Origin of the sequence: Oceanivirga miroungae (assembly GCF_902505095.1) — a bacterium.
In the GTDB taxonomy this organism is placed as follows: Bacteria; Fusobacteriota; Fusobacteriia; order Fusobacteriales; family Leptotrichiaceae; genus Oceanivirga; species Oceanivirga miroungae.
Map to the genome: position 1 here is coordinate 925,645 of NZ_CABWIB010000001.1, position 19,613 is coordinate 945,257.

General features: G+C 26.5%; 15 protein-coding genes. All 15 read right to left on the bottom strand.

The window, feature by feature from the left end; all coding sequences use genetic code 11:
* Positions 1–46: 46 nt before the first annotated feature.
* Positions 47–754, bottom strand: a complete 708-nt coding sequence (locus OMES3154_RS04530) for an RsmE family RNA methyltransferase (protein WP_156683605.1) — start codon at positions 752–754, stop codon at positions 47–49.
* Positions 747–1,754 (bottom strand): Holliday junction branch migration DNA helicase RuvB, encoded by a 1,008-nt coding sequence (gene ruvB, locus OMES3154_RS04535; protein ID WP_156683606.1) that lies wholly within the window; start codon positions 1,752–1,754, stop codon positions 747–749. Before ruvB ends, OMES3154_RS04530 begins: the two co-directional genes overlap by 8 nt.
* Positions 1,755–1,771: 17 nt before the next feature.
* Positions 1,772–3,187 (bottom strand): C69 family dipeptidase, encoded by a 1,416-nt coding sequence (locus OMES3154_RS04540; RefSeq protein ID WP_156683607.1) that lies wholly within the window; start codon positions 3,185–3,187, stop codon positions 1,772–1,774.
* Complete coding sequence (locus OMES3154_RS04545) at positions 3,187–4,029, bottom strand: tRNA 2-thiocytidine biosynthesis TtcA family protein (RefSeq protein WP_156683608.1); 843 nt, start codon at positions 4,027–4,029, stop codon at positions 3,187–3,189. The genes OMES3154_RS04540 and OMES3154_RS04545 overlap by 1 nt, the downstream gene beginning before the upstream one ends.
* Positions 4,029–5,438 (bottom strand): leucyl aminopeptidase, encoded by a 1,410-nt coding sequence (locus OMES3154_RS04550; protein ID WP_156683609.1) that lies wholly within the window; start codon positions 5,436–5,438, stop codon positions 4,029–4,031. Before OMES3154_RS04550 ends, OMES3154_RS04545 begins: the two co-directional genes overlap by 1 nt.
* Positions 5,439–5,456: 18 nt before the next feature.
* Positions 5,457–7,082 carry a Na/Pi cotransporter family protein gene (locus OMES3154_RS04555; protein WP_156683610.1) on the bottom strand — a complete coding sequence of 542 codons (1,626 nt, stop codon included), beginning with the start codon at positions 7,080–7,082 and terminating at the stop codon, positions 5,457–5,459.
* A 10-nt stretch (positions 7,083–7,092) separates the two neighbouring features.
* The gene (gene pth / locus OMES3154_RS04560) at positions 7,093–7,644 is read right to left on the bottom strand and encodes an aminoacyl-tRNA hydrolase (protein ID WP_156683611.1); all 552 of its coding nucleotides are present in this window, start codon (positions 7,642–7,644) and stop codon (positions 7,093–7,095) included.
* Positions 7,641–8,204, bottom strand: a complete 564-nt coding sequence (locus tag OMES3154_RS04565; RefSeq protein WP_156683612.1) for a C40 family peptidase — start codon at positions 8,202–8,204, stop codon at positions 7,641–7,643. The genes pth and OMES3154_RS04565 overlap by 4 nt, the downstream gene beginning before the upstream one ends.
* A 1-nt stretch (position 8,205) precedes the next feature.
* A complete protein-coding gene (locus tag OMES3154_RS04570) occupies positions 8,206–10,305 on the bottom strand; it encodes an ATP-dependent helicase (protein ID WP_156683613.1) in 2,100 nt (699 codons plus the stop codon).
* Between the two features lie 88 nt (positions 10,306–10,393).
* The gene (locus OMES3154_RS04575) at positions 10,394–12,880 is read right to left on the bottom strand and encodes an ATP-dependent Clp protease ATP-binding subunit (protein ID WP_156683614.1); all 2,487 of its coding nucleotides are present in this window, start codon (positions 12,878–12,880) and stop codon (positions 10,394–10,396) included.
* A gap of 122 nt (positions 12,881–13,002) precedes the next feature.
* A complete protein-coding gene (locus OMES3154_RS04580) occupies positions 13,003–13,599 on the bottom strand; it encodes a 3'-5' exonuclease (RefSeq protein WP_156683615.1) in 597 nt (198 codons plus the stop codon).
* A gap of 3 nt (positions 13,600–13,602) precedes the next feature.
* Positions 13,603–15,405, bottom strand: coding sequence for a translation elongation factor 4 (gene lepA / locus OMES3154_RS04585; RefSeq protein WP_156683616.1), 1,803 nt, complete (start codon positions 15,403–15,405; stop codon positions 13,603–13,605).
* Positions 15,395–16,111, bottom strand: a complete 717-nt coding sequence (locus OMES3154_RS04590) for a tRNA threonylcarbamoyladenosine dehydratase (RefSeq protein ID WP_156683617.1) — start codon at positions 16,109–16,111, stop codon at positions 15,395–15,397. The genes lepA and OMES3154_RS04590 overlap by 11 nt, the downstream gene beginning before the upstream one ends.
* A 1-nt stretch (position 16,112) precedes the next feature.
* A complete protein-coding gene (locus OMES3154_RS04595; RefSeq protein WP_156683618.1) occupies positions 16,113–18,926 on the bottom strand; it encodes an FtsX-like permease family protein in 2,814 nt (937 codons plus the stop codon).
* A 2-nt stretch (positions 18,927–18,928) separates the two neighbouring features.
* Positions 18,929–19,612 carry an ABC transporter ATP-binding protein gene (locus OMES3154_RS04600; RefSeq protein ID WP_156683619.1) on the bottom strand — a complete coding sequence of 228 codons (684 nt, stop codon included), beginning with the start codon at positions 19,610–19,612 and terminating at the stop codon, positions 18,929–18,931.
* Position 19,613 lies beyond the last annotated feature (1 nt).

Here is a 19,613-nt window from a genome sequence, read left to right on the forward strand (position 1 = left end):
GGCTATTTTTTTTACTTAGAAAAAATACCCGGTAAACTTTTTTGGTTTACCAGGCATTAGCTATTATCGAACTAATCACAATTGCAGCTGTTTCTGCTCTTAGTATTCTTTTACCTAAGCTTATTTCTATCATTTCTTTATTTCTCATATATTCTACTTCTTTTTCTGTAAATCCACCTTCAGGCCCTATTATACATAAAATGTTTCTATCACTTTTTTTAATTATTTCATGTATTTTTTTATTCTCTTGTGAGTTTTCATACAGGAAGAATACTTTATCGTATTTAGTTAAATCTAATTCTTTTAAATACTTAATGTCTTCTACATTAGTTTTTCTAACAGCTCTACATTGTTTCATAGCTTCTTTTACAGTATCAGTCCATACATCTTTTTTTTCATTTATTTTAACTACTACTCTTTCCGTTTTTAAGGGTATTATACTATTAACTCCAATTTCAGTAAGTTTTTTTATAGTTAATTTCATATTATCATTTTTAATAATTCCCATAGCTATGTCTATTTTAATATCTAAAGAATAATTATCTTCTTTTTTTTCTACTATTTCACTTAATACTTCTTTTTTTGAGATTTTAACTATTTTAGTTAAGTACTCAAACTCTCCATCGACTACTCTTATCTCATCTGAAATATTTAATCTATATACATTAACTATATGAGTTATATCACTTTTATCATTTATTAAAATATATTTATTATCTAATACATTTTCTTTTTCTACTACTATACTAAGCATTGCTACCACCATTTAATCCTAAGTGTCTATATGCTTTTTCTGTTACCATTCTACCTCTACTTGTTCTTTTTATTAAACCTTGTTTTATTAAGTATGGTTCATAGACTTCTTCAACTGTTCTTTTATCTTCACCTAATAAAAGTGATAAAGTTTCAAGTCCAACTGGACCTCCGTTATAGTTTTCTATTATTTTATACAAAATATTTCTATCCATAGAATCTAGCCCAAACTCGTCTATCTCTAGCATTTTTAGTATTCCTTTAACACTTTTTTCATCAATTATCATATCTCCATTTATCATGGCATAGTCTCTTGCTCTTTTTAATAGTCTATTAGCTAATCTTGGAGTCCCACGACTTCTTTTTGCCATTATATCTATAGCTTCATCATTGTAATCAATGCTAAGTATATTTGCTCCTCTTTTAATAATAGTAGAAAGTTCTGCTTCTGTATAGAATTCCATTCTATGAGTTATTCCAAATCTATCTCTTAAAGGTCTACTTAATTTTCCAGCATTTGTAGTTGCTCCTATTAATGTAAATTTAGGTAATTCTATTCTTATGCTCTTAGCTGCATGACCTTTACCTATTAAAATATCTATTTCCCCGTCTTCCATTGCTGGATACAATATTTCTTCTACATTCGTATTTAATCTATGAATTTCATCAATAAATAGTACGTCTCCATCTTCTAGTGAAGATAAAATAGAAGCTAAGTCTCCAGATTTATCTAGTACAGGCCCTGATGTTATTTTAATATTTCTTCCCATTTCATTTGCTACAACATAAGCTAAACTTGTTTTACCCAATCCTGGTGGGCCGTATAAAAGAATATGGTCTACATTTTCGTTTCTTAATTTAGCAGCTTCTATATACATTTTCATAGCAGATTTTAACTTTTCTTGACCTATATACTCATCAAAATTTTTAGGTCTTAAGTTATTTGTCATACTGTCTTCTAAATGCATATTAAGATCTGTAAATCTTTCTTCATTATTCATTATTTTCTCCTATTTTATTAGGCATCTGATCTTGCAAATCCATTTTTCATATTACAACTTGCAACATATAGTACATCTTGTAATAATTTATCAGTTTCTTTTTTAGCTATATTAGCTACTTCTTCATTTGCTTTTTCTAATACTTTTTTATCTTTTGTTTCAAGATAAATCTTATCGTATTTATTTATAACACTATTACCTAATTCTTGTAATTTTAATTGGTATCTTTCTATTAAATTAGCTGTATCAGAATAATTAGCATCAGCTAGTGCTGCTATTATTCTATTTGACCAATAAAAATCACTTGTTACAACATCATCACTTGTTTTAGATAAATAATCTGGAGTTGTATCAACCATAGCATATTGAGGTATTTGTGCATTAAATGTATTAGATCCAACTGCAATCCACTCTATACTTTTAATATCATCTGGCATATACGGTCTTATTTGTACTAAACCATATACATTATTTCTATTTATCCCTATTGGTCTAAACATTGCTTTTTTTAATGGGTCTGAATGTTTACTGTATGGATCATAATCTGTTCCTTGGAAATGTAATGATAGTACTCTTTTTACATCTTCATTTGTTATTTTTCTATTTGGTTTCATACTCCAAGCTATATTATCTGATACTGGAGATTGAATAACATCTTCATTAAAGAATTTTTGTATTATCCAAGCTCTTGGAGTATTGTATATGTGATCAGCATCACTATTACTTCCAAATGCTAATCTTGGATTAAATTTATCATCTAGGTTTAAATTTAAGTGATTATTATCAATAAAGTCTTTTAAATCAGATGAACAAATATGATTTTTCATTTCACCAAAAGCATCTTCTAAATCAAAATCATCTATACCTAATTGGTTAGGCATAACAACATAAGCATCATCTGGTACTCTTTTAGCTATAAAGTGATGTCCTCCTATAGTTTCTAACCACCATATTTCATTTTCATCTTGAAATGCTATACCATTCATTTCATATGTTCCGTATTCTTCTAGTAATTTACCTAATCTTACTACTCCATCTCTTGCAGATTTGATATATGGTAAAGTTATTGTAACTATATCTTCTTCACCAATTCCACCTTCAACTAATGGATCAGCTGCTAACACTCTTTCATTAGATGTTATAGTTTCAGTAGCTGTCATTGATATATTTAATTCATTTACACCAAATGCTCCCCATATTCCTTCTTTTTCATATACAGCATTAGGATAAGCTGTATACTTTAATGGATTATCAGGTAATGATATTTTCACTTTTGAAATTTTAGATACATATTCTCTTGGTTGTTCTTCTTTTTTTACTACTACAAATTTTTTAGGTGTGAACACTTTTGATGGTGAATCTTCATTTCTAGCAACTAAAGTTGAACCATCATATGATACATTTTTACCTACTAATATTGTTGTACAAGCCATTATTTTCCCTCCTTGTTTATAATAACTGTATAGTTATCATACACACTTATTTTATCTTTTTTATACTTAAACGCTAATATTTTTTCAATATTTACATTAAATACACTTTGCATTATTCTTTTTTTTATATCTTTATCTTTTTCTTCTAAACTAGCAATTAGTTCTTTTATTTCACGTCTTTTACTTTCAATTATTCCGCTAGCTACCTCACAACCACAATTCATTGCATATATTTCATTATGTTTCATAAATCTTTTAATATTTTTTTCTTCAATATAGAATAAAGGTCTTATTAACTCTATATCAAAATTATCTGCTTTTAATTTCGGTAGCATTGTTTCAAATTTTCCCATGTACAGCATACTCATCATAGTTGTTTCAACAACATCATCCATATGATGACCTAGCGCTAATTTATTACACCCAAGACTAGTCGCCTTTGTGTATAAACTTCCACGACGAAGCCTTGCACACATATAGCATGGTTTTTTTGAATTTCTTAAATCTGACATTTTTTTAGCTATTTCAAATACATTGTCATCATATATCTCACAATCTATTCCCATATTTTTTAAATTACTTTTCATATTTTCTAAATTCATTGTAGAAAATCCTGGGTTCATAGATATAAAGAAAACTTCAAAATTAACATCACTTATTCTTTTTAATTCTTGAAATAGTTTAGATAAAAGTAAAGAATCTTTTCCACCAGAAACTGCTACTGCAATTCTATCTCCTTCTTGTACCATGTTAAATTCTTTTAGTGCATGTATAAAAGGGGTAAAAAGTTCTTTTCTAAACTTTTTTTGAAGTGACTTTTCAATTTCTTCAATACTTTTCATTATTTATCTTCTTTTAATAGGTAATAAAGTGTTTTAACATGAACTCCTGTTGCACCTTTTGGTAAGTATGAATTAGCACTTGATAAAAATGCTGTTCCTGCTATGTCTAAATGTACCCATGGTAAGTCATTTATAAATTCAGAAATAAATAGACCTGCAGTTATTGTTCCACCTAGTCTACCACCAGAGTTTTTAATATCTGCTACATGAGATTTATTTAATTTTTTAAACTCTTTATCATATGGTAATTGCCATATTTTTTCTCCAGCTTTATATGAAGCTTCTAAAAGATTATTATAGAATTCTTGATTATTAGTTAAAGCACCTGTGTATACTTCACCTAATGCTACTAAACAAGCACCTGTTAAAGTTGCTAAATCTATTACTTTTGTAGCATTTTTAAATTTAGTTGCATAATAAACTGAATCTGCTAATGTAACACGACCTTCAGCATCAGTATTATCTACTTCTATAGTTTTACCTGATAAGCTTCCTATTATATCTCCTGGCTTATATGAATGACCTGATACAGCATTTTCACAAGCAGCTACTACACCTACTACATTTGTTTTTACCTTATTTTTAGCAAGAGCTAATATTGTTCCTATAACACTAGCTGCTCCTCCCATATCACAAAACATTGTTTTCATAGAATCACTTGGTTTTAATGAATATCCACCTGCATCATAAGTTATACCTTTTCCTACTAATGCAATTTTTTCATTTGAGTCACTATTATTATCATATTCCATTACTATTAATCTAGGTTCATTATCAGACCCTTTACCTACTGCATAAAAAGCTTCCATTCCCATTTTTTTTATTTCTTCTTTTCCATATATGCTAACCTTAACACCTAATGGGCTTAAAAGTTCTTGGGCATTTTTAGCTAAAGTTTCTGGGTAAATGTAATTTGATGGTAAATTTACTAAATCACGAGTTTCAAATACAGCTGACATTAAATTTTCTAAATCTTCGACTTCTTTTATTTGTTTTTCAGTAGCTTTATTTAAATTAACTACTAATTCATATTTATCATTTTTATCAGATTTAAATCTATTAAAATCATATTCACTTTGTATAAATCCTTCTGTTATTCCTGTTACTATACCTTCCTCACAAATGTTTTCTAATTTAGGTAATTCTATTTGAACTTCTTCTACTTTTTTAGCTTTTAATTCATTTGCTAATTTAAAGAATATTTCTCTTAGATTATCCACTTCTAATTCTTCTTTTTTACCTAAACCTACAAAGCATGCACCGTTATATATATCTAAATATATTTCACCACTTTTTTTAGAAAATATTTTCTTTTCTACTAATTTACTAAATACATCGCATTTTAGTGCTGAATCCTCAAACATTAAATGTACTAATAGTCCTTTTTCATTATTAAAATTAAATTTCATTTTTCCTCCTAATTTTTATTATATTTGATCGTTTAATACCTTTTCATTTATATTTCTAGCATGATCACAAATTCTTGTAAAGTGATTAATTACATCTACGTAATATAGACCTGCTTTTATACCGCATTTACCATCATTCATTCTAGATATATGTTTTTTTCTAACTTTCTTTTCATATACATAAATTCTATTATGTATATCTAGTGCCTCTATAGCCATATTTTTATCATTTTTTTCAAGCGATATTATTGTTTTTTGTAACATTTCATTAGCAATACTATGAAGTATTACAACTTCTTCTCTTGCACTATCTGAAAAATCTAGTTCTTTTTTTACTTGATATTTAACATCATTAACTAAACCTATAGCGTGATCTCCTATTCTTTCAATATCTCTTGTTGAATCTAATATACTTGATATTATTTCACTATTTTTTTCAGACATAGGTTGTTTGAATAAGTCAGTTAAATATGTTGTTATATCATGATCTAAATTATTTATTTCTTCTTCTCTTGTAATTGCTTTTTCAGCTAATTTAGGGTTTCTAGTATCAAAGTATTCACTAGCACGATTTAAATTTGCTATTGATTTTTTAAGCATTACAATAACTTCTTTTTTAGCTTGTGATAATGCTAATATTGGAGCTGATTCAAGTAAATTTCTATCTAAATATTCTGCTTGATATACTTTTTCATCTTCTTTTTCTGGTATTATTTTAGTTACAATATATGCTAAAAGACCTATAAATGGAAACTGTATAAGTACATTAACTATATTAAAACTTCCATGAGCAAATGCTATTGTTAACTTCGGTGATAAATGCAATAAAACTTGCATATATTCAATAAAGTATGCAAATGGTGTTAAAAATATTACAAATATTACAGTACCTATTAAGTTAAATAATACGTGTGATAGTGCTACTCTTTTAGCAATATTCGTAGAACCTATACACGCTAATATAGCTGTTATAGTTGTTCCAATATTGTCTCCAAATAGTATTGGAAGTGAGGCATTTAAAGGTATTAAGCCTTCTTGATATAGCCCTTGTAGTATACCTATTGTAGCTGAGCTTGACTGTATTACAACAGTTAAAAAAGTACCTACAAAAACACCTAAAATAGAGCTGTGACTTAAATTTACCATCATATCCATAAAAACTTGTGAACTTCTTAATGGTACAAATGAACCCGACATTAATTTTAAGGCGTAAAATATTCCACCAAACCCAAATAAGACTCTACCTATGTTATTTAATCTTTCATTTTTTACAAAAAATAGTAAAACTGATCCAATAAAAATTATAGGTAAAGCGTAAGCTGATAAGTTGAACCCAATAATAAAGCTGGTTACTGTAGTCCCTACATTAGCACCCATTATTATTCCTATAGCTTGTCTTAAACTTAAAAAACCAGCTGCTACTAATCCTATTGTTATAACGGTAGTTCCTGAACTTGATTGTATTAAAGCTGTAACTAATATTCCTGTTAAAACCCCTAAAAAAGGATTTGTAGTGTATTTATCCAATATGTACCTAAGTTTATCACCAGCTGCTAGCTGTAAACCATCACCCATATATTTGATACTGAATAAAAATAATCCTAATCCACCTAAAAATGGAAACAAAATCGCAGAATAATTCATCATTCCTCCTCTATTTATTATTATACTTAGTCTTTATTTTTTCTAAGTCTACTTCATTTATTATATCATCAATTAAAGAATTTATTATTTTTTTCTTAGAATCTATAACTTCCATCTCTTCTTTATCAAATTTTCCTAAAACATAGGATATTGTATCATATTCTTTTTTAGATCCAATACCTACTTTTATTCTAATAAAGTCATCACCTACATTACTAAGTATATTTTTTATACCATTATGCCCGGCACTAGAACCTTTATCCCTTATTCTAATTTTACCTAAATCTATATCTTTATCATCGTATATTACATAAATATCTTTTGATTTTAGCTTATAGAAATTCATGATTTCTCTTATAGAGGTTCCACTTAAATTCATATATGTAAGTGGTTTTAAAAATATTACATCATCTTTTTTTACATACTCTGCCTTAAAACCTTCTCTTTTGAATCTGTGTAAATTTTTTTCTTCTAGGTAAGAATCAATGAAGATAAAACCAATATTATGTCTTGTGTTTTCGTATTCTTGCCCTTTATTACCTAAACCTACAATTAATTTCATTTTTCTCCTTTTATATCTACAACATAAAAATTTTTACCTGCATTTAAAAAATCTTCTGGTAATAAAAACTCTGTATTATGAGGGAAAATAGTTGTATCTGTCTTATTTATTTTTTCATATAAGTCATATACTAATTTAGAACAATAACTTATATGCATATTATCTGTTCTTGGAAGTATTAGACTATATTTGTAATTTATATTTTCATATATATTTTTTAAAAATTCTTTTTCAAAATTACTGTCTTTATGTTTATACCTTAGCACTATAATATCTCTATTTTCAATATATGTCATTAATTTTAATGGCATTTCTCTAAATCTAATGCTTGTATTTGGCATATCTAACATTTTATTATTTTCAACAATAATTGCAATATGTCCAAATATAGATTGTATTTTATCGTATTCTGGTTTAAATAAAAGAATATCTCCTACTTCTAATTTATCCTGATTTAAATATATTTCATACGTGTTAGTATAAAATTTTTCATTAACATCTTTAAATTTTAATGAAAAACTAATTATTGGGAAAAATAGCATTATAATTAACTTTTTCATACTATATCAAGAACTTATCTGCTAAATTAGCAGCAATTCTTTTTTCTCCCACCGAAAATTCAACTGTAATTGCCTTATCATCTACTTTTTTTACTTTACCTTTACCGTATGATTTATGAATTACTATTTGTCCTATTTTATATTTTGAATCATTTTTAATTTTCTTTAAAGGATTAAAGTTTTCTACATTTGACGCAGGTTTTTTATATGGATTTTCAATCTTATTTATGTGATTTATATAGTTTTTATCCATATCATAGAAAAATTCACTAACCATTTTATTATATATAGTAACTCCATTTACCATTCTAGATTTTGAATAAGTTAAGTAAAGTTCTTTCTCTGCTCTTGTTAGTGCTACATATAGAAGTCTTCTTTCTTCTTCTATTTCGTTTTCATCTTCTAATGATTTAGAATTAGGGAATAGTCCTGATTCAAATCCTGCTAGAAAAACTGTTTCAAATTCAAGTCCTTTTGAACTATGAATAGTCATAAGTTTTACAACACTATTATCACTCATATCATCTAAACTTGATGATAAAGATATAGTTTGTATATATTCATCTAGTTTTAAATCTGTATTATTTTTTTCAATTTCTATTATTGAGTTATATAGCTCTTGTATATTTAATACTCTATCTTCATAATTATCTTCTTTTTCAATATATGCTAGATATTCTGTTTTGTCTATAATTTCTTGTAATAGTGAAGATATATTGTTATTTTCACTAAAATCTATTAAATACTCCATTAAATTTTTAAATTCTTTTAATTTAGCTGTATTATTTACATCAAGCGCTTCTATATAGTTTAAATTATTTTTATTAGCATACTCAACTATATCTGCAATTGTTTTTGCACCTATTTTTCTTTTTGGATTTGTTATAGCTCTTTCAAAATTTACACTATCGTTTGGATTATTTATTAAAATTAAATATGACATTAAATCTTTTATTTCTTTTCTTGAATAAAATGATAATCCTCCATAAACTTGAGATTTAATTCCTTCAGCTAATAATTCTTGTTCTATTATTCTAGACTGATAGTTAGTTCTATATAGTATTGCAAACTCATTTAAATTTCTATTTGATAGTTTTATAACCTTCGCTATATATCTAGCTTCCTGGTATGGAGTTTCTGCATCAAATAAGACTATTTTTTTTCCTTCTTCATTTGTTGTCCAAAGTTTTTTACCTAATGATGTCATATTATTTTTAATAACAGAATTTGCTAAATTCAAAATATTAGATGTTGATCTGTAATTTTGCTCAAGCCTTATTATATTTACATTATCATAATCTTTTTCAAAATTTAATATGTTACTTATATCAGCTCCACGAAAGGCATATATACTCTGGTCCTCATCTCCAACTACCCAAATGTTTTTGTATTTAGATGCTAAGTTTTTAATAATAGCATATTGTAATTTATTTGTATCTTGATACTCATCAACTAATATATATCTATATCTATCTTGAAGAATTGGTAATATTCTTTTGTTTTCTGTTAATTTTTTTGTATAGTATAAAATATCACTAAAATCCATGCTATTACTTTTTTTCAGTTCATCTTGGTACTCTTTATATATATCATAAAACTCTCTATTTGCATTTATTGATATATTGACCATTTTTTCATAATCTTCTGGCATTATTTCATCTTCTTTTAGTTTAGAAATTTTAGCTAAATATGCTCTTGGTGTTAACTCATTTCTTAATACTAATTTTTTTATTATTTTTTTAATAATAGACATGCTATCATCTGTGTCATATATATTAAAGTTAGAAGTAAATCCAATATTACTACCATACATTCTAAGTAGTTTTACACCAAATGAGTGAAATGTTGATACTTGCATATCTGCTGTATTTTCATTCATCAATTTTTTTATTCTTTCTTTCATTTCATTTGCTGCCTTATTAGTAAATGTTAAAGCCAGTATATTTTCTTTCTCTATACCCATTTCTTTTACCATATAAGCTATTTTGTATGTTATAGTTCTTGTTTTCCCACTTCCAGCACCTGCTAGTATTAATCCAGGCCCTTCTACAAGCTTTGCTGCTTTTTTCTGCATATCGTTTAAATTATCTAAAATACTCATTTTTTCACCTTTCCTTATTAGCTAAATTATATCATAACTTGCTAGTAAAAAAAAGAAAAAATCCTCCATAAAGAAGGATTTATATATTTTACTTAACTATATATGATAACTTATCATCACCAGCTACATAATCTACTAGTATATTCATATTTTTACTTATTTCATTTTTAATTATCATCATAGATAATTCAGTTTCTATATTTTTTTGTATATATCTTTTTATTGGTCTTGCTCCATATTCACTGTTATACGACTTATTAGAGATATATTCTATAGCATTTTTTGTAAACTCTATTTTTATCATTCTATCTTCCAATAGTTTATTTATTTCTTCTAATTCTTTTTTAACTATCTTTTCTATATCTTTCATATCAAGACTATTAAATTCACAAATTTCATCAATTCTATTTAAAAATTCTGGCTTAAATTTATACTTTAAATCCTCATTTTTTAAGTTTGATGTCATTATTATTATTGTATTTTTAAAGTTTACAGTTTTTCCTTTATTATCAGTTAATCTTCCATCATCTAAAACTTGAAGTAATAGATTAAATACATCAGGATGTGCTTTTTCTATTTCATCAAATAGTATTACAGAATATGGCTTTCTTCTTATTGCTTCTGTTAATTGTCCACCTTCTTCATAACCAACATAACCAGGGGCTGCTCCTATTAATCTACTTACACTAAATTTATCCATGTACTCACTCATATCAATTCTAACTATATTATCCTCATCATCAAATAAGTTGTATGCTAGCGTTTTTGCTAAATATGTTTTACCAACTCCTGTTGGTCCTAGGAATATAAACGAACCAATAGGACGGTTTGGATCTTTTAAACCAGCTCTACTTCTTAATACGGTTTTGGCTATTTTTTCTACAGTTTCATCTTGTCCTACCACTCTACTTTCAATATTTTTTTCTAAGCTTAAAATCTTTTCTTTTTCTCCTTCTAATAATTTAGATACTGGGATATTAGTCCATTTAGCAATTATTTCTGTAATTTCATCTTCTGTAATCATTTGTTTTATTAATTTTGTTTGTTCGCTATTTTCTTTTATATTCTTAATTTTTGATTCTAATTCTGGTATAGTTTTATATTGAAGTTCTCCTGCTTTTGCATAATCTATATTTTTAAAGCTATACTCTTCTAATTTTCTTTTAGCTTCTTCTAAATCACCTTGTAGCTTTTTAATATCTTCTATTTTCTTTCTTTCAAGTTCCCAAACACTTAATAGTTGTTTTTGTTTTTCTTTTTTATTTCCCAATTCTTCTTCTAAAAATTTTAATCTTTTTATACTAGCATCATCAGATTCTTTTTTTAATGAGGACTTTTCAATTTCTAATTGCGCAATTTGTCTTGATATTTCGTCTAATTCTGTTGGCATAGAGTTTATTTCTGTTTTTAATTTAGCACTAGCTTCATCTACTAAATCTATTGCCTTATCAGGCAGGTATCTATCGTTTATATATCTTGAACTTAGTTTTACAGCAGAAACTATTGCATTATCTGTTATTCTTATACCGTGAAATTGTTCAAACTTTTCCTTTAAACCTCTTAATATTGAAATACTTTCATCTATACTCGGTTCTGTTACCATAATAGGTTGAAAACGTCTTTCTAGAGCAGCATCTTTTTCTATGTATTTTCTATATTCATCTATAGTGGTAGCCCCTATTACTTTTATTTCACCTCTTGCTAACATCGGTTTTAATAAATTAGAAGCGTCCATCGCTCCTTCTGTTGCTCCTGCTCCTACAATATTGTGAATTTCATCTATAAAAAGTATTATATTACCATTACTTTTATCAAGTGTATCAATAACAGCTTTTAATCTTTCTTCAAATTCACCTCTATACTTAGCACCACTTATTAAAGCCCCCATATCAAGACTAAATATTATCTTATTTTTTAAACTTTCAGGCACATCATTTTTAAATATTCTATGTGCAATTCCTTCTACTATAGCAGTTTTACCTACTCCTGGCTCACCTATTAATATCGGATTATTTTTATTACGACGGCTTAAAATTTGTATAGCCCTTCTTATTTCATCGTCTCTACCTATTATTGGATCAATTTTACCATTTTTAACTAATTCTACTAAATTTTTACCATATTTATTTAAAACATCATATAAGTCCTCTGGATTTTCTGTTGTAACTTTTGTATTACCTCTTAATTTTTTTAATTCTTCTACAAATTTACTCTTGTTAATATCAGTATAGCTAATACTTGCTAAAAATAAATGTTCTACACTAATATACTCATCACCATACGATTCTTTTATATTATTAGCTTCATTTAATACAGTTACAAATTCCTTACTAAATTTCATATTAGATGTATCACTTACTTTTGGAAACTTTTCTATTTTTTCTTTTAATACATCTATCTTATCTTTCGCACTTATTCCCATTTTATTTAGTATTGTCGGTATTAATCCATCTGCTTTTGACAATAATGCTAGCAACAAATGTTCCACCTTTACTTCTGAATTTTTATAGCTCGTTGCAAAATCAACTGCCTCTTTTATAGCTAAATTTGCCATATTTGTATATTTATTATCCATATTATCACTCCCATTCTTTTTAGCACTCGCAATACTTGACTGCTAATAACTGTATTCTATACCTAATTTATCTATATGTCAATACTTTTTTAAAAAAAAATCAACTATTTAAAATAGTTGACTTATACATTAGTGCTTATATTATTCACTACAAAATCATTAATCCTTTTTTCTGTTAAAAAGTAATTTCTCATTCTATAAAATACTCTTGCCATGATTTTTACGTCATAGAGACTATTATGAAGTTCATTCTCTTCTAGTGGAACTTTATAGTAGTCTGCACACTCTAGTAATTTTGGCCATTTTGCGCTAACTATCATTACATTTTCTAACATTGTATCAAATTGGTATTTTAATAAATCCTTTGGTAAAAACTTTCTATCAAATCTAATATTATGAGCTATAAAATGTGTTGCTCCATCACAGAACCTAAGAAAAGAATCTATATCATCATAAAAATATTTTGGATAATTTATTTTACTTTCCATTCTTCTTTTTTCTATACACTCATCTGTTAGCCCATTTACTTTAATAGCTCCCTCATTTATTTCTTCGCCTTCTTTTCTAAAGTAATATCTATCATACTCATCTATAAATTCCATTTTCTTATTTTCTGTATCATATGTTAATTTCATAGCTGATAAAGATAGTAAAGAAGCGCTATTAGGATCTACTCCATTTGTTTCAGTGTCAAAAAAGATTAATTTTACTATTGCCATATTTTATACTTCTCCTAGTTTTAAAACTGCTAAGAAAGCTTCTTGAGGTATTTCAACATTACCAATAGCTTTCATTCTCTTTTTACCTTCTTTTTGCTTTTCTAATAGTTTTTTCTTACGAGTAATATCTCCACCATAACATTTTGCTAATACATTCTTACGAAGTGCTTTTATAGTTGTTCTCGCTATTATTTTAGTTCCTAATGCTGCTTGTATTGGAATTTCAAACTGTTGTCTTGGTATTACATCTTTTAGCTTTTCTGCTATTAAACGCCCTCTTGTATACGCGTTATCACTGTGAGCTATAAATGAAAAGGCATCTACCGGCTCTCCTGACACTAATATATCTACTTTAACTAGATTAGATTCTTTGTATCCAGTAAATTCATATTCAAAAGAAGCATATCCTTTTGTTTTAGATTTTAGTTTATCATAAAAATCTATAACAATTTCTGCAAGAGGTAAATCATATTCTATCATTACACGATTCTCATCAATGTAACTCATGTTTAAAAAAGTTCCTCTTTTTTCTTGGCATAACTCCATAACATTTCCTACATAATCTTTTGGAACCATTATTGTCCCTTTTATATATGGTTCTTCTATTATTTTTCTACCATCTTCAAATTCCGCTGGGTTATCAATAACTTTTGTTTCAGTGCTTCCTTCCATTGTTACATAGTATTTAACAGAAGGTGCTGTTGAAATTAAGTCTATCTCAAATTCTCTTCTTAGTCTTTCTATTATTATTTCCATATGAAGTAAACCTAAAAAACCACATCTAAATCCAAATCCAAGAGCTACCGATGTTTCTGGTTGATAAGTTAAAGAGGCATCATTTAATTGTAATTTTTCAAGAGCTACTTTTAAATCTTCATAATCATCTGTTGATATTGGGTAAATTCCAGCAAAAACCATGCTAAGTGCTGGTCTATATCCAGCTAGTGGACTACTAGCTCTATTATTTACTAATGTTATTGTATCTCCCACTTGCGTATCTTTTATTTCTTTAATTCCTGTTACTATATACCCAACAGATCCTGCTTGCAGCTCATCTGTTTCTTGCATTTTAGGTACAAATCTTCCAAGTTCTAGCACTTCAAATTCTTTGTTTGTTGACATTACTACAATTTTATCACCTTTTTTAATGCTACCGTCCATTATTCTAATATATGTAATAACACCTCTAAAATCATCATAGTGAGAATCAAATATTAATGCTTTTAGTGGTTTATTTTCGTCACCACTAGGAGCTGGCAAGAAATTCACAATTTTTTCTAAAAGTTCGTCTATTCCAAATCCTGTTTTTGCCGATACTAAGGCTGCATTATCTGTAGGCAGTCCTATTACATCTTCAACTTCTAATAAGACCTTATCTGGATCAGCTGATGGTAAATCTATTTTATTTACAACAGGTAATATTTCCAAATCATTTTCTAGTGCTAAATAAACATTGGCTAAAGTTTGTGCTTCTATACCTTGCGCTGCATCTACTACAAGTAATGCTCCATCACATGCAGCAAGTGATCTACTAACTTCGTATATAAAGTCAACGTGTCCTGGTGTATCAATTAGGTTTAACTCATAAGTGTTGTTGTCCTTTGCAGTATAATGAAGTGTCACTGCTTGTGCTTTAATTGTAATTCCTTTTTCACGTTCTAAATCCATGCTATCTAATATCTGGCTTTTCATTTCACGGCTAGTTACAGTATGTGTCATTTCTATAAGTCTATCTGCTATTGTAGATTTACCATGATCTATATGCGCTATAATAGAAAAGTTTCTCTTATATTTTTTATCTATCATCTCTTCTCCTATAATTAATTTTAATATCAAGTAATCTTCTTACTACATAAGAAGCTACAGTTATGCCTGCTACAGGTGGTACAAAACTTGTACTTCCTAGATTATCGTTGTCATGTCTTATTGCAAATTCTTCAGAGTAAATAACAGGTAATTCCCTTGCTGAATTTATATTTTTTAACTCTCTTCTTAGTTTTCTTGCAAAAGCACAAAATCTTGTATCATATAACTTTGTTATTTTTACCTTTGTTGGATCTAGCTTATTAGCCATTCCCATTGATGATACTATTTTAATCTTATTCATTAGACAATGTCTTATTAAGGTAAGTTTTGCACTTATATCATCTATTGCATCTATTACATAGTCATATTCTTTTAAGTTAAATTCATCAATGTTTTCTATCATTAACTTCTTATCTATCTTAAAAACTTTGCATTCACTATTTATATCTTTTATTCTATCATACATTACATCTACTTTTTTTCTTTTTATTGTAGAATTTAGTGCTACTAATTGTCTATTTATATTAGATATATTTACTATATCATAATCTACTATAGTAATGCTACCTATAAAACTTCTAGTTAAGGCTTCTGCCGCAAATGATCCTACACCACCTAAACCAAATATTATTATTTTAGAGTTTTTTAATATTTCTAAATTTTTATCTCCAATTAAATACTCTAATCTCTCACTGTTTTTACTCATTTTATTCACTCATTTTTAAGGATTCTATCATATTTATGTTTCTTATTTTAAATTTTAGTATAAATAGGACTATAAACACAAATATTAGTGGTATTATGAAGCTATATAGTAATAAATATATATTAAAGTTTAATACTAATATTAACGATTCTCTAAATTGATAAGCTACAAGTCTTATAAGTAGATTACCTAAACCTATTCCTAAAATAATGGAAATAATAGCAAGAATTATTATTTCTCTAAATATGTATAAATCCAACTCTCTTTCTTTATATCCAAGAACTTCTAATGTAGAAAGTTCTCTTCTTCTTTCAATTATATTTATGTTAGCTAAATTGTATGTAACTAAAATAGCTAAAACTCCTCCTAAAACAACCATAAATATCACTATTATATCTAAACTTGATACTTGGTCATTAAAATATTTTCTAACATTATTCAAATTATTTATACTGTATACTATATCAGATTCTAAATTTATACTCTTATTTTTATCATTAAATCTAATATATATGGCATTTGTTTTTGCTTTTTTATTTTTAGTATATATGTATTGTGAAATGTAGTTTTTAAAACTTTTTGATATACTTATATCATACAAGATATTATACATATCATAGTAAACTAATTTATTAGTTTCTTTTAATTTTAATATATCATAAAGACTTTCACTTATTGCACTTTTATTTTCATCTAATTTAAAATTTAAAAAGCTTTCATAATTGTCATCAATTATTTCTACTTTTTGAACCTCTACTTCTCTTAATTTATTTTCAACTTTAATTGAGTCTATTTTTACTCTTAATATATCAACATTTTCTAGATTATTAATATATTTATTTATTTCATCTTGAGTAGCATTTGGTTTAAAAAATACCTTCGCATCAAATTTTTCAACATCCGTATACTGTTTTTTAGCTATATCTTTAATTGAATAACGAAGTCCGACTCCTAGATAAATTAAAGATGTACATAATCCTATTCCTAAAAGTGTCATAAAAAGTCTTAACTTATATTTTAAAAGATTTCTTATAACTATATTTTTTATTTTAAAATTAACCTTATCATCCTCATTACCAGATAATAGTGTTATAACTTTTTCAGACAAAATCTTTTTAAGTATAAATATTATAGTTAGAACTATAACAATAATTAATAAACTTAAATTTAGAAATATTGATAAAAGTTCTCCTCTTACTGTATATTTACTAAATATATCGATTGTTGATGTAAAAAAGCTAGGATATATTATGCTTGGCACAAAATATGTACCCCCTACCGTACCTATAACTATACCTAAAATTGCAGGAATTAATGCATATATCATAAATTTAGAAATTATTTTTAAATTACCATATCCTAAAAATTTATATGTCCCTATTATATTTCTTTGTTCTATTGAAAATCTAATAATTGTTGTTGAAACTATAAATAGACTTATCAAGAAAAATAGACTTGTAAATACAAAAGATATCAAAAACATTGAATTGTAGTTATTATATAAGGCTTGGTAATCTAGGTTATCATATATAGAAGAAACTGCGTATAAAGGCTTAATAACTTTAGATTTTAATGATATTAGCTCTTTTCTTTTTTCTTCTAACTCTTGTCTTTTATCAGCCAAGATCTTGTGTGAAGCTTTAATTTGTTCTCTACCTTCATTTAATTTATTTAAATTTTTCTTGTACTCTAACTCATATTTATTTTCTTCTTTTTCAAGCAAAAGCTTATTTTTTTCTATTTCTTCTTTTGCTTTTTTGATTTCATTAAACCCATTTTCTATTTTTTCTCTGTTTTCTATCAATTCTTTTCTTGTTTTAAAAGTATCATCTACTATCTTTTTATTTTTATCTAACTCCTCTTTATATTTTTCATATTTAGATACAGATAAAAATATACTATCTTTTTTATTTTCTAATTTTTTATACCCTTCACGAAGTTTACCACTAGACACTAGAAGTTCAGGTAATTTTTCATTTATCTTTTTTAAACCCTTATTTATTTTTTCTTTATTTAATTCTAATTCTTTTTCCTTATTTTCTAATTCACGATTAGCTTTTTTTAACTTCCTTTTATTTTCTTTAAAAACTTTTTTAGCCTCTTCTAGCTTTAGCTTGTTTTCGTTTACTTCATCTAATTTTTCATTTAATAAAAGTTCATTTTTACTAATTTCAATAAAAGCATTGTCTATTTCTAATATACCTTCATTTATTTCATTTACTATTTCTTTTTTTCTAGCTTCAGGTCTATTTCTAAACAAGCTTCTTAACTCATGTTTTTTTTCTTTTATATATCTTAAATATTTTTTTGAAAATAAGTCAAATTTATACGGTCTATCAAAGTATATTAAAACTACATTGGGCTTTTTAGAATCATTACTATTCTCATAATACACCTTATTTACTTCTACACCATTTTTTATTATATTTTTACTTATATATGATATTGAATAGTATTTAGAATCTTTATTTGAGTTTTTAAGTTCTACTTTTTTTGACTTTTCTAAATTTTTGTTTTGTATTATTAGATTATTATTATCATCTATTGTTTCATTAAGCTTAACTATTTTTTTTATTCCATCTAATCCATTTATTAAATCAAAATCACTATCACTAAGCTCTATATATGACTCTAATCTTAAATCATAAATATCATTTTTTTCTAATACCATATTAACATTTTTATTTATATTATATGTTGTAGTACTTAATCCAACAAAAACTAGAGTACCTAAAAGTACTATTAAAAGTATAGATAAAAATCTACTTTTTGATTTCAGAATTTCTCTTAAAATATCTTTAGTTGATGCTCTCATAATTACCACTCTATTTCATCTACTGATAACTTTTTCTCATTAATATTTATGCTTTTTACTTTTGAATCAGATATTTCTATTATTTTATCAGCTATTTTTGCAATTTCTTGATTGTGAGTTATTAAAATAACTGTAGTTTTTGTTTCACTGCATATTTTTTCTAGTAGTTTTAATACTTGCTTCCCTGTATTGTAATCAAGTGCTCCTGTTGGTTCATCACATAAAAGAATTTTTGGATTTTTAGATATTGCTCTTGCTATACTTACTCTTTGTTGTTCACCTCCACTTAGTTCATATGGAAAATTGTTTTCTCTTTTTTCTAAACCAACTAAGCTAAGGGCTTTTACAGGTTCAATTCCACCTTCTACTAAGTCATATGCTAACTTAACATTTTCTAATGCTGTTAAGTTAGGAATTAAATTATAGAATTGAAAAACAAAACCAACTATGTTTCTTCTATACATAGTTAGTTTTTTATTATTATATTTAGTTATATCTTCACCATCTATTAAAACAGAGCCACTTGTTGCTACTTCAATACCACCTAATATATTAAGTAAAGTTGATTTCCCCGCTCCAGAAGCTCCTAATATTACTACAAATTCACCATCATCTATTTTAAAGCTAATATCATTATTTGCAGTTATAAAGTTATATTTTTTATATAAATTTTTAACTTCTATCAAT

Coding starts and splice junctions, on each gene's coding strand:
- OMES3154_RS04530 (WP_156683605.1), bottom strand. CDS start 754: ATGCTTAGTATAGTAGTAGAAAAAGAAAATGTATTAGATAATAAATAT.
- OMES3154_RS04550 (WP_156683609.1), bottom strand. CDS start 5,438: ATGAAATTTAATTTTAATAATGAAAAAGGACTATTAGTACATTTAATG.
- OMES3154_RS04540 (WP_156683607.1), bottom strand. CDS start 3,187: ATGGCTTGTACAACAATATTAGTAGGTAAAAATGTATCATATGATGGT.
- OMES3154_RS04580 (WP_156683615.1), bottom strand. CDS start 13,599: ATGGCAATAGTAAAATTAATCTTTTTTGACACTGAAACAAATGGAGTA.
- OMES3154_RS04555 (WP_156683610.1), bottom strand. CDS start 7,082: ATGAATTATTCTGCGATTTTGTTTCCATTTTTAGGTGGATTAGGATTA.
- OMES3154_RS04595 (WP_156683618.1), bottom strand. CDS start 18,926: ATGAGAGCATCAACTAAAGATATTTTAAGAGAAATTCTGAAATCAAAA.
- ruvB (WP_156683606.1), bottom strand. CDS start 1,754: ATGAATAATGAAGAAAGATTTACAGATCTTAATATGCATTTAGAAGAC.
- OMES3154_RS04575 (WP_156683614.1), bottom strand. CDS start 12,880: ATGGATAATAAATATACAAATATGGCAAATTTAGCTATAAAAGAGGCA.
- pth (WP_156683611.1), bottom strand. CDS start 7,644: ATGAAATTAATTGTAGGTTTAGGTAATAAAGGGCAAGAATACGAAAAC.
- OMES3154_RS04545 (WP_156683608.1), bottom strand. CDS start 4,029: ATGAAAAGTATTGAAGAAATTGAAAAGTCACTTCAAAAAAAGTTTAGA.
- OMES3154_RS04565 (WP_156683612.1), bottom strand. CDS start 8,204: ATGAAAAAGTTAATTATAATGCTATTTTTCCCAATAATTAGTTTTTCA.
- OMES3154_RS04570 (WP_156683613.1), bottom strand. CDS start 10,305: ATGAGTATTTTAGATAATTTAAACGATATGCAGAAAAAAGCAGCAAAG.
- lepA (WP_156683616.1), bottom strand. CDS start 15,405: ATGATAGATAAAAAATATAAGAGAAACTTTTCTATTATAGCGCATATA.
- OMES3154_RS04590 (WP_156683617.1), bottom strand. CDS start 16,111: ATGAGTAAAAACAGTGAGAGATTAGAGTATTTAATTGGAGATAAAAAT.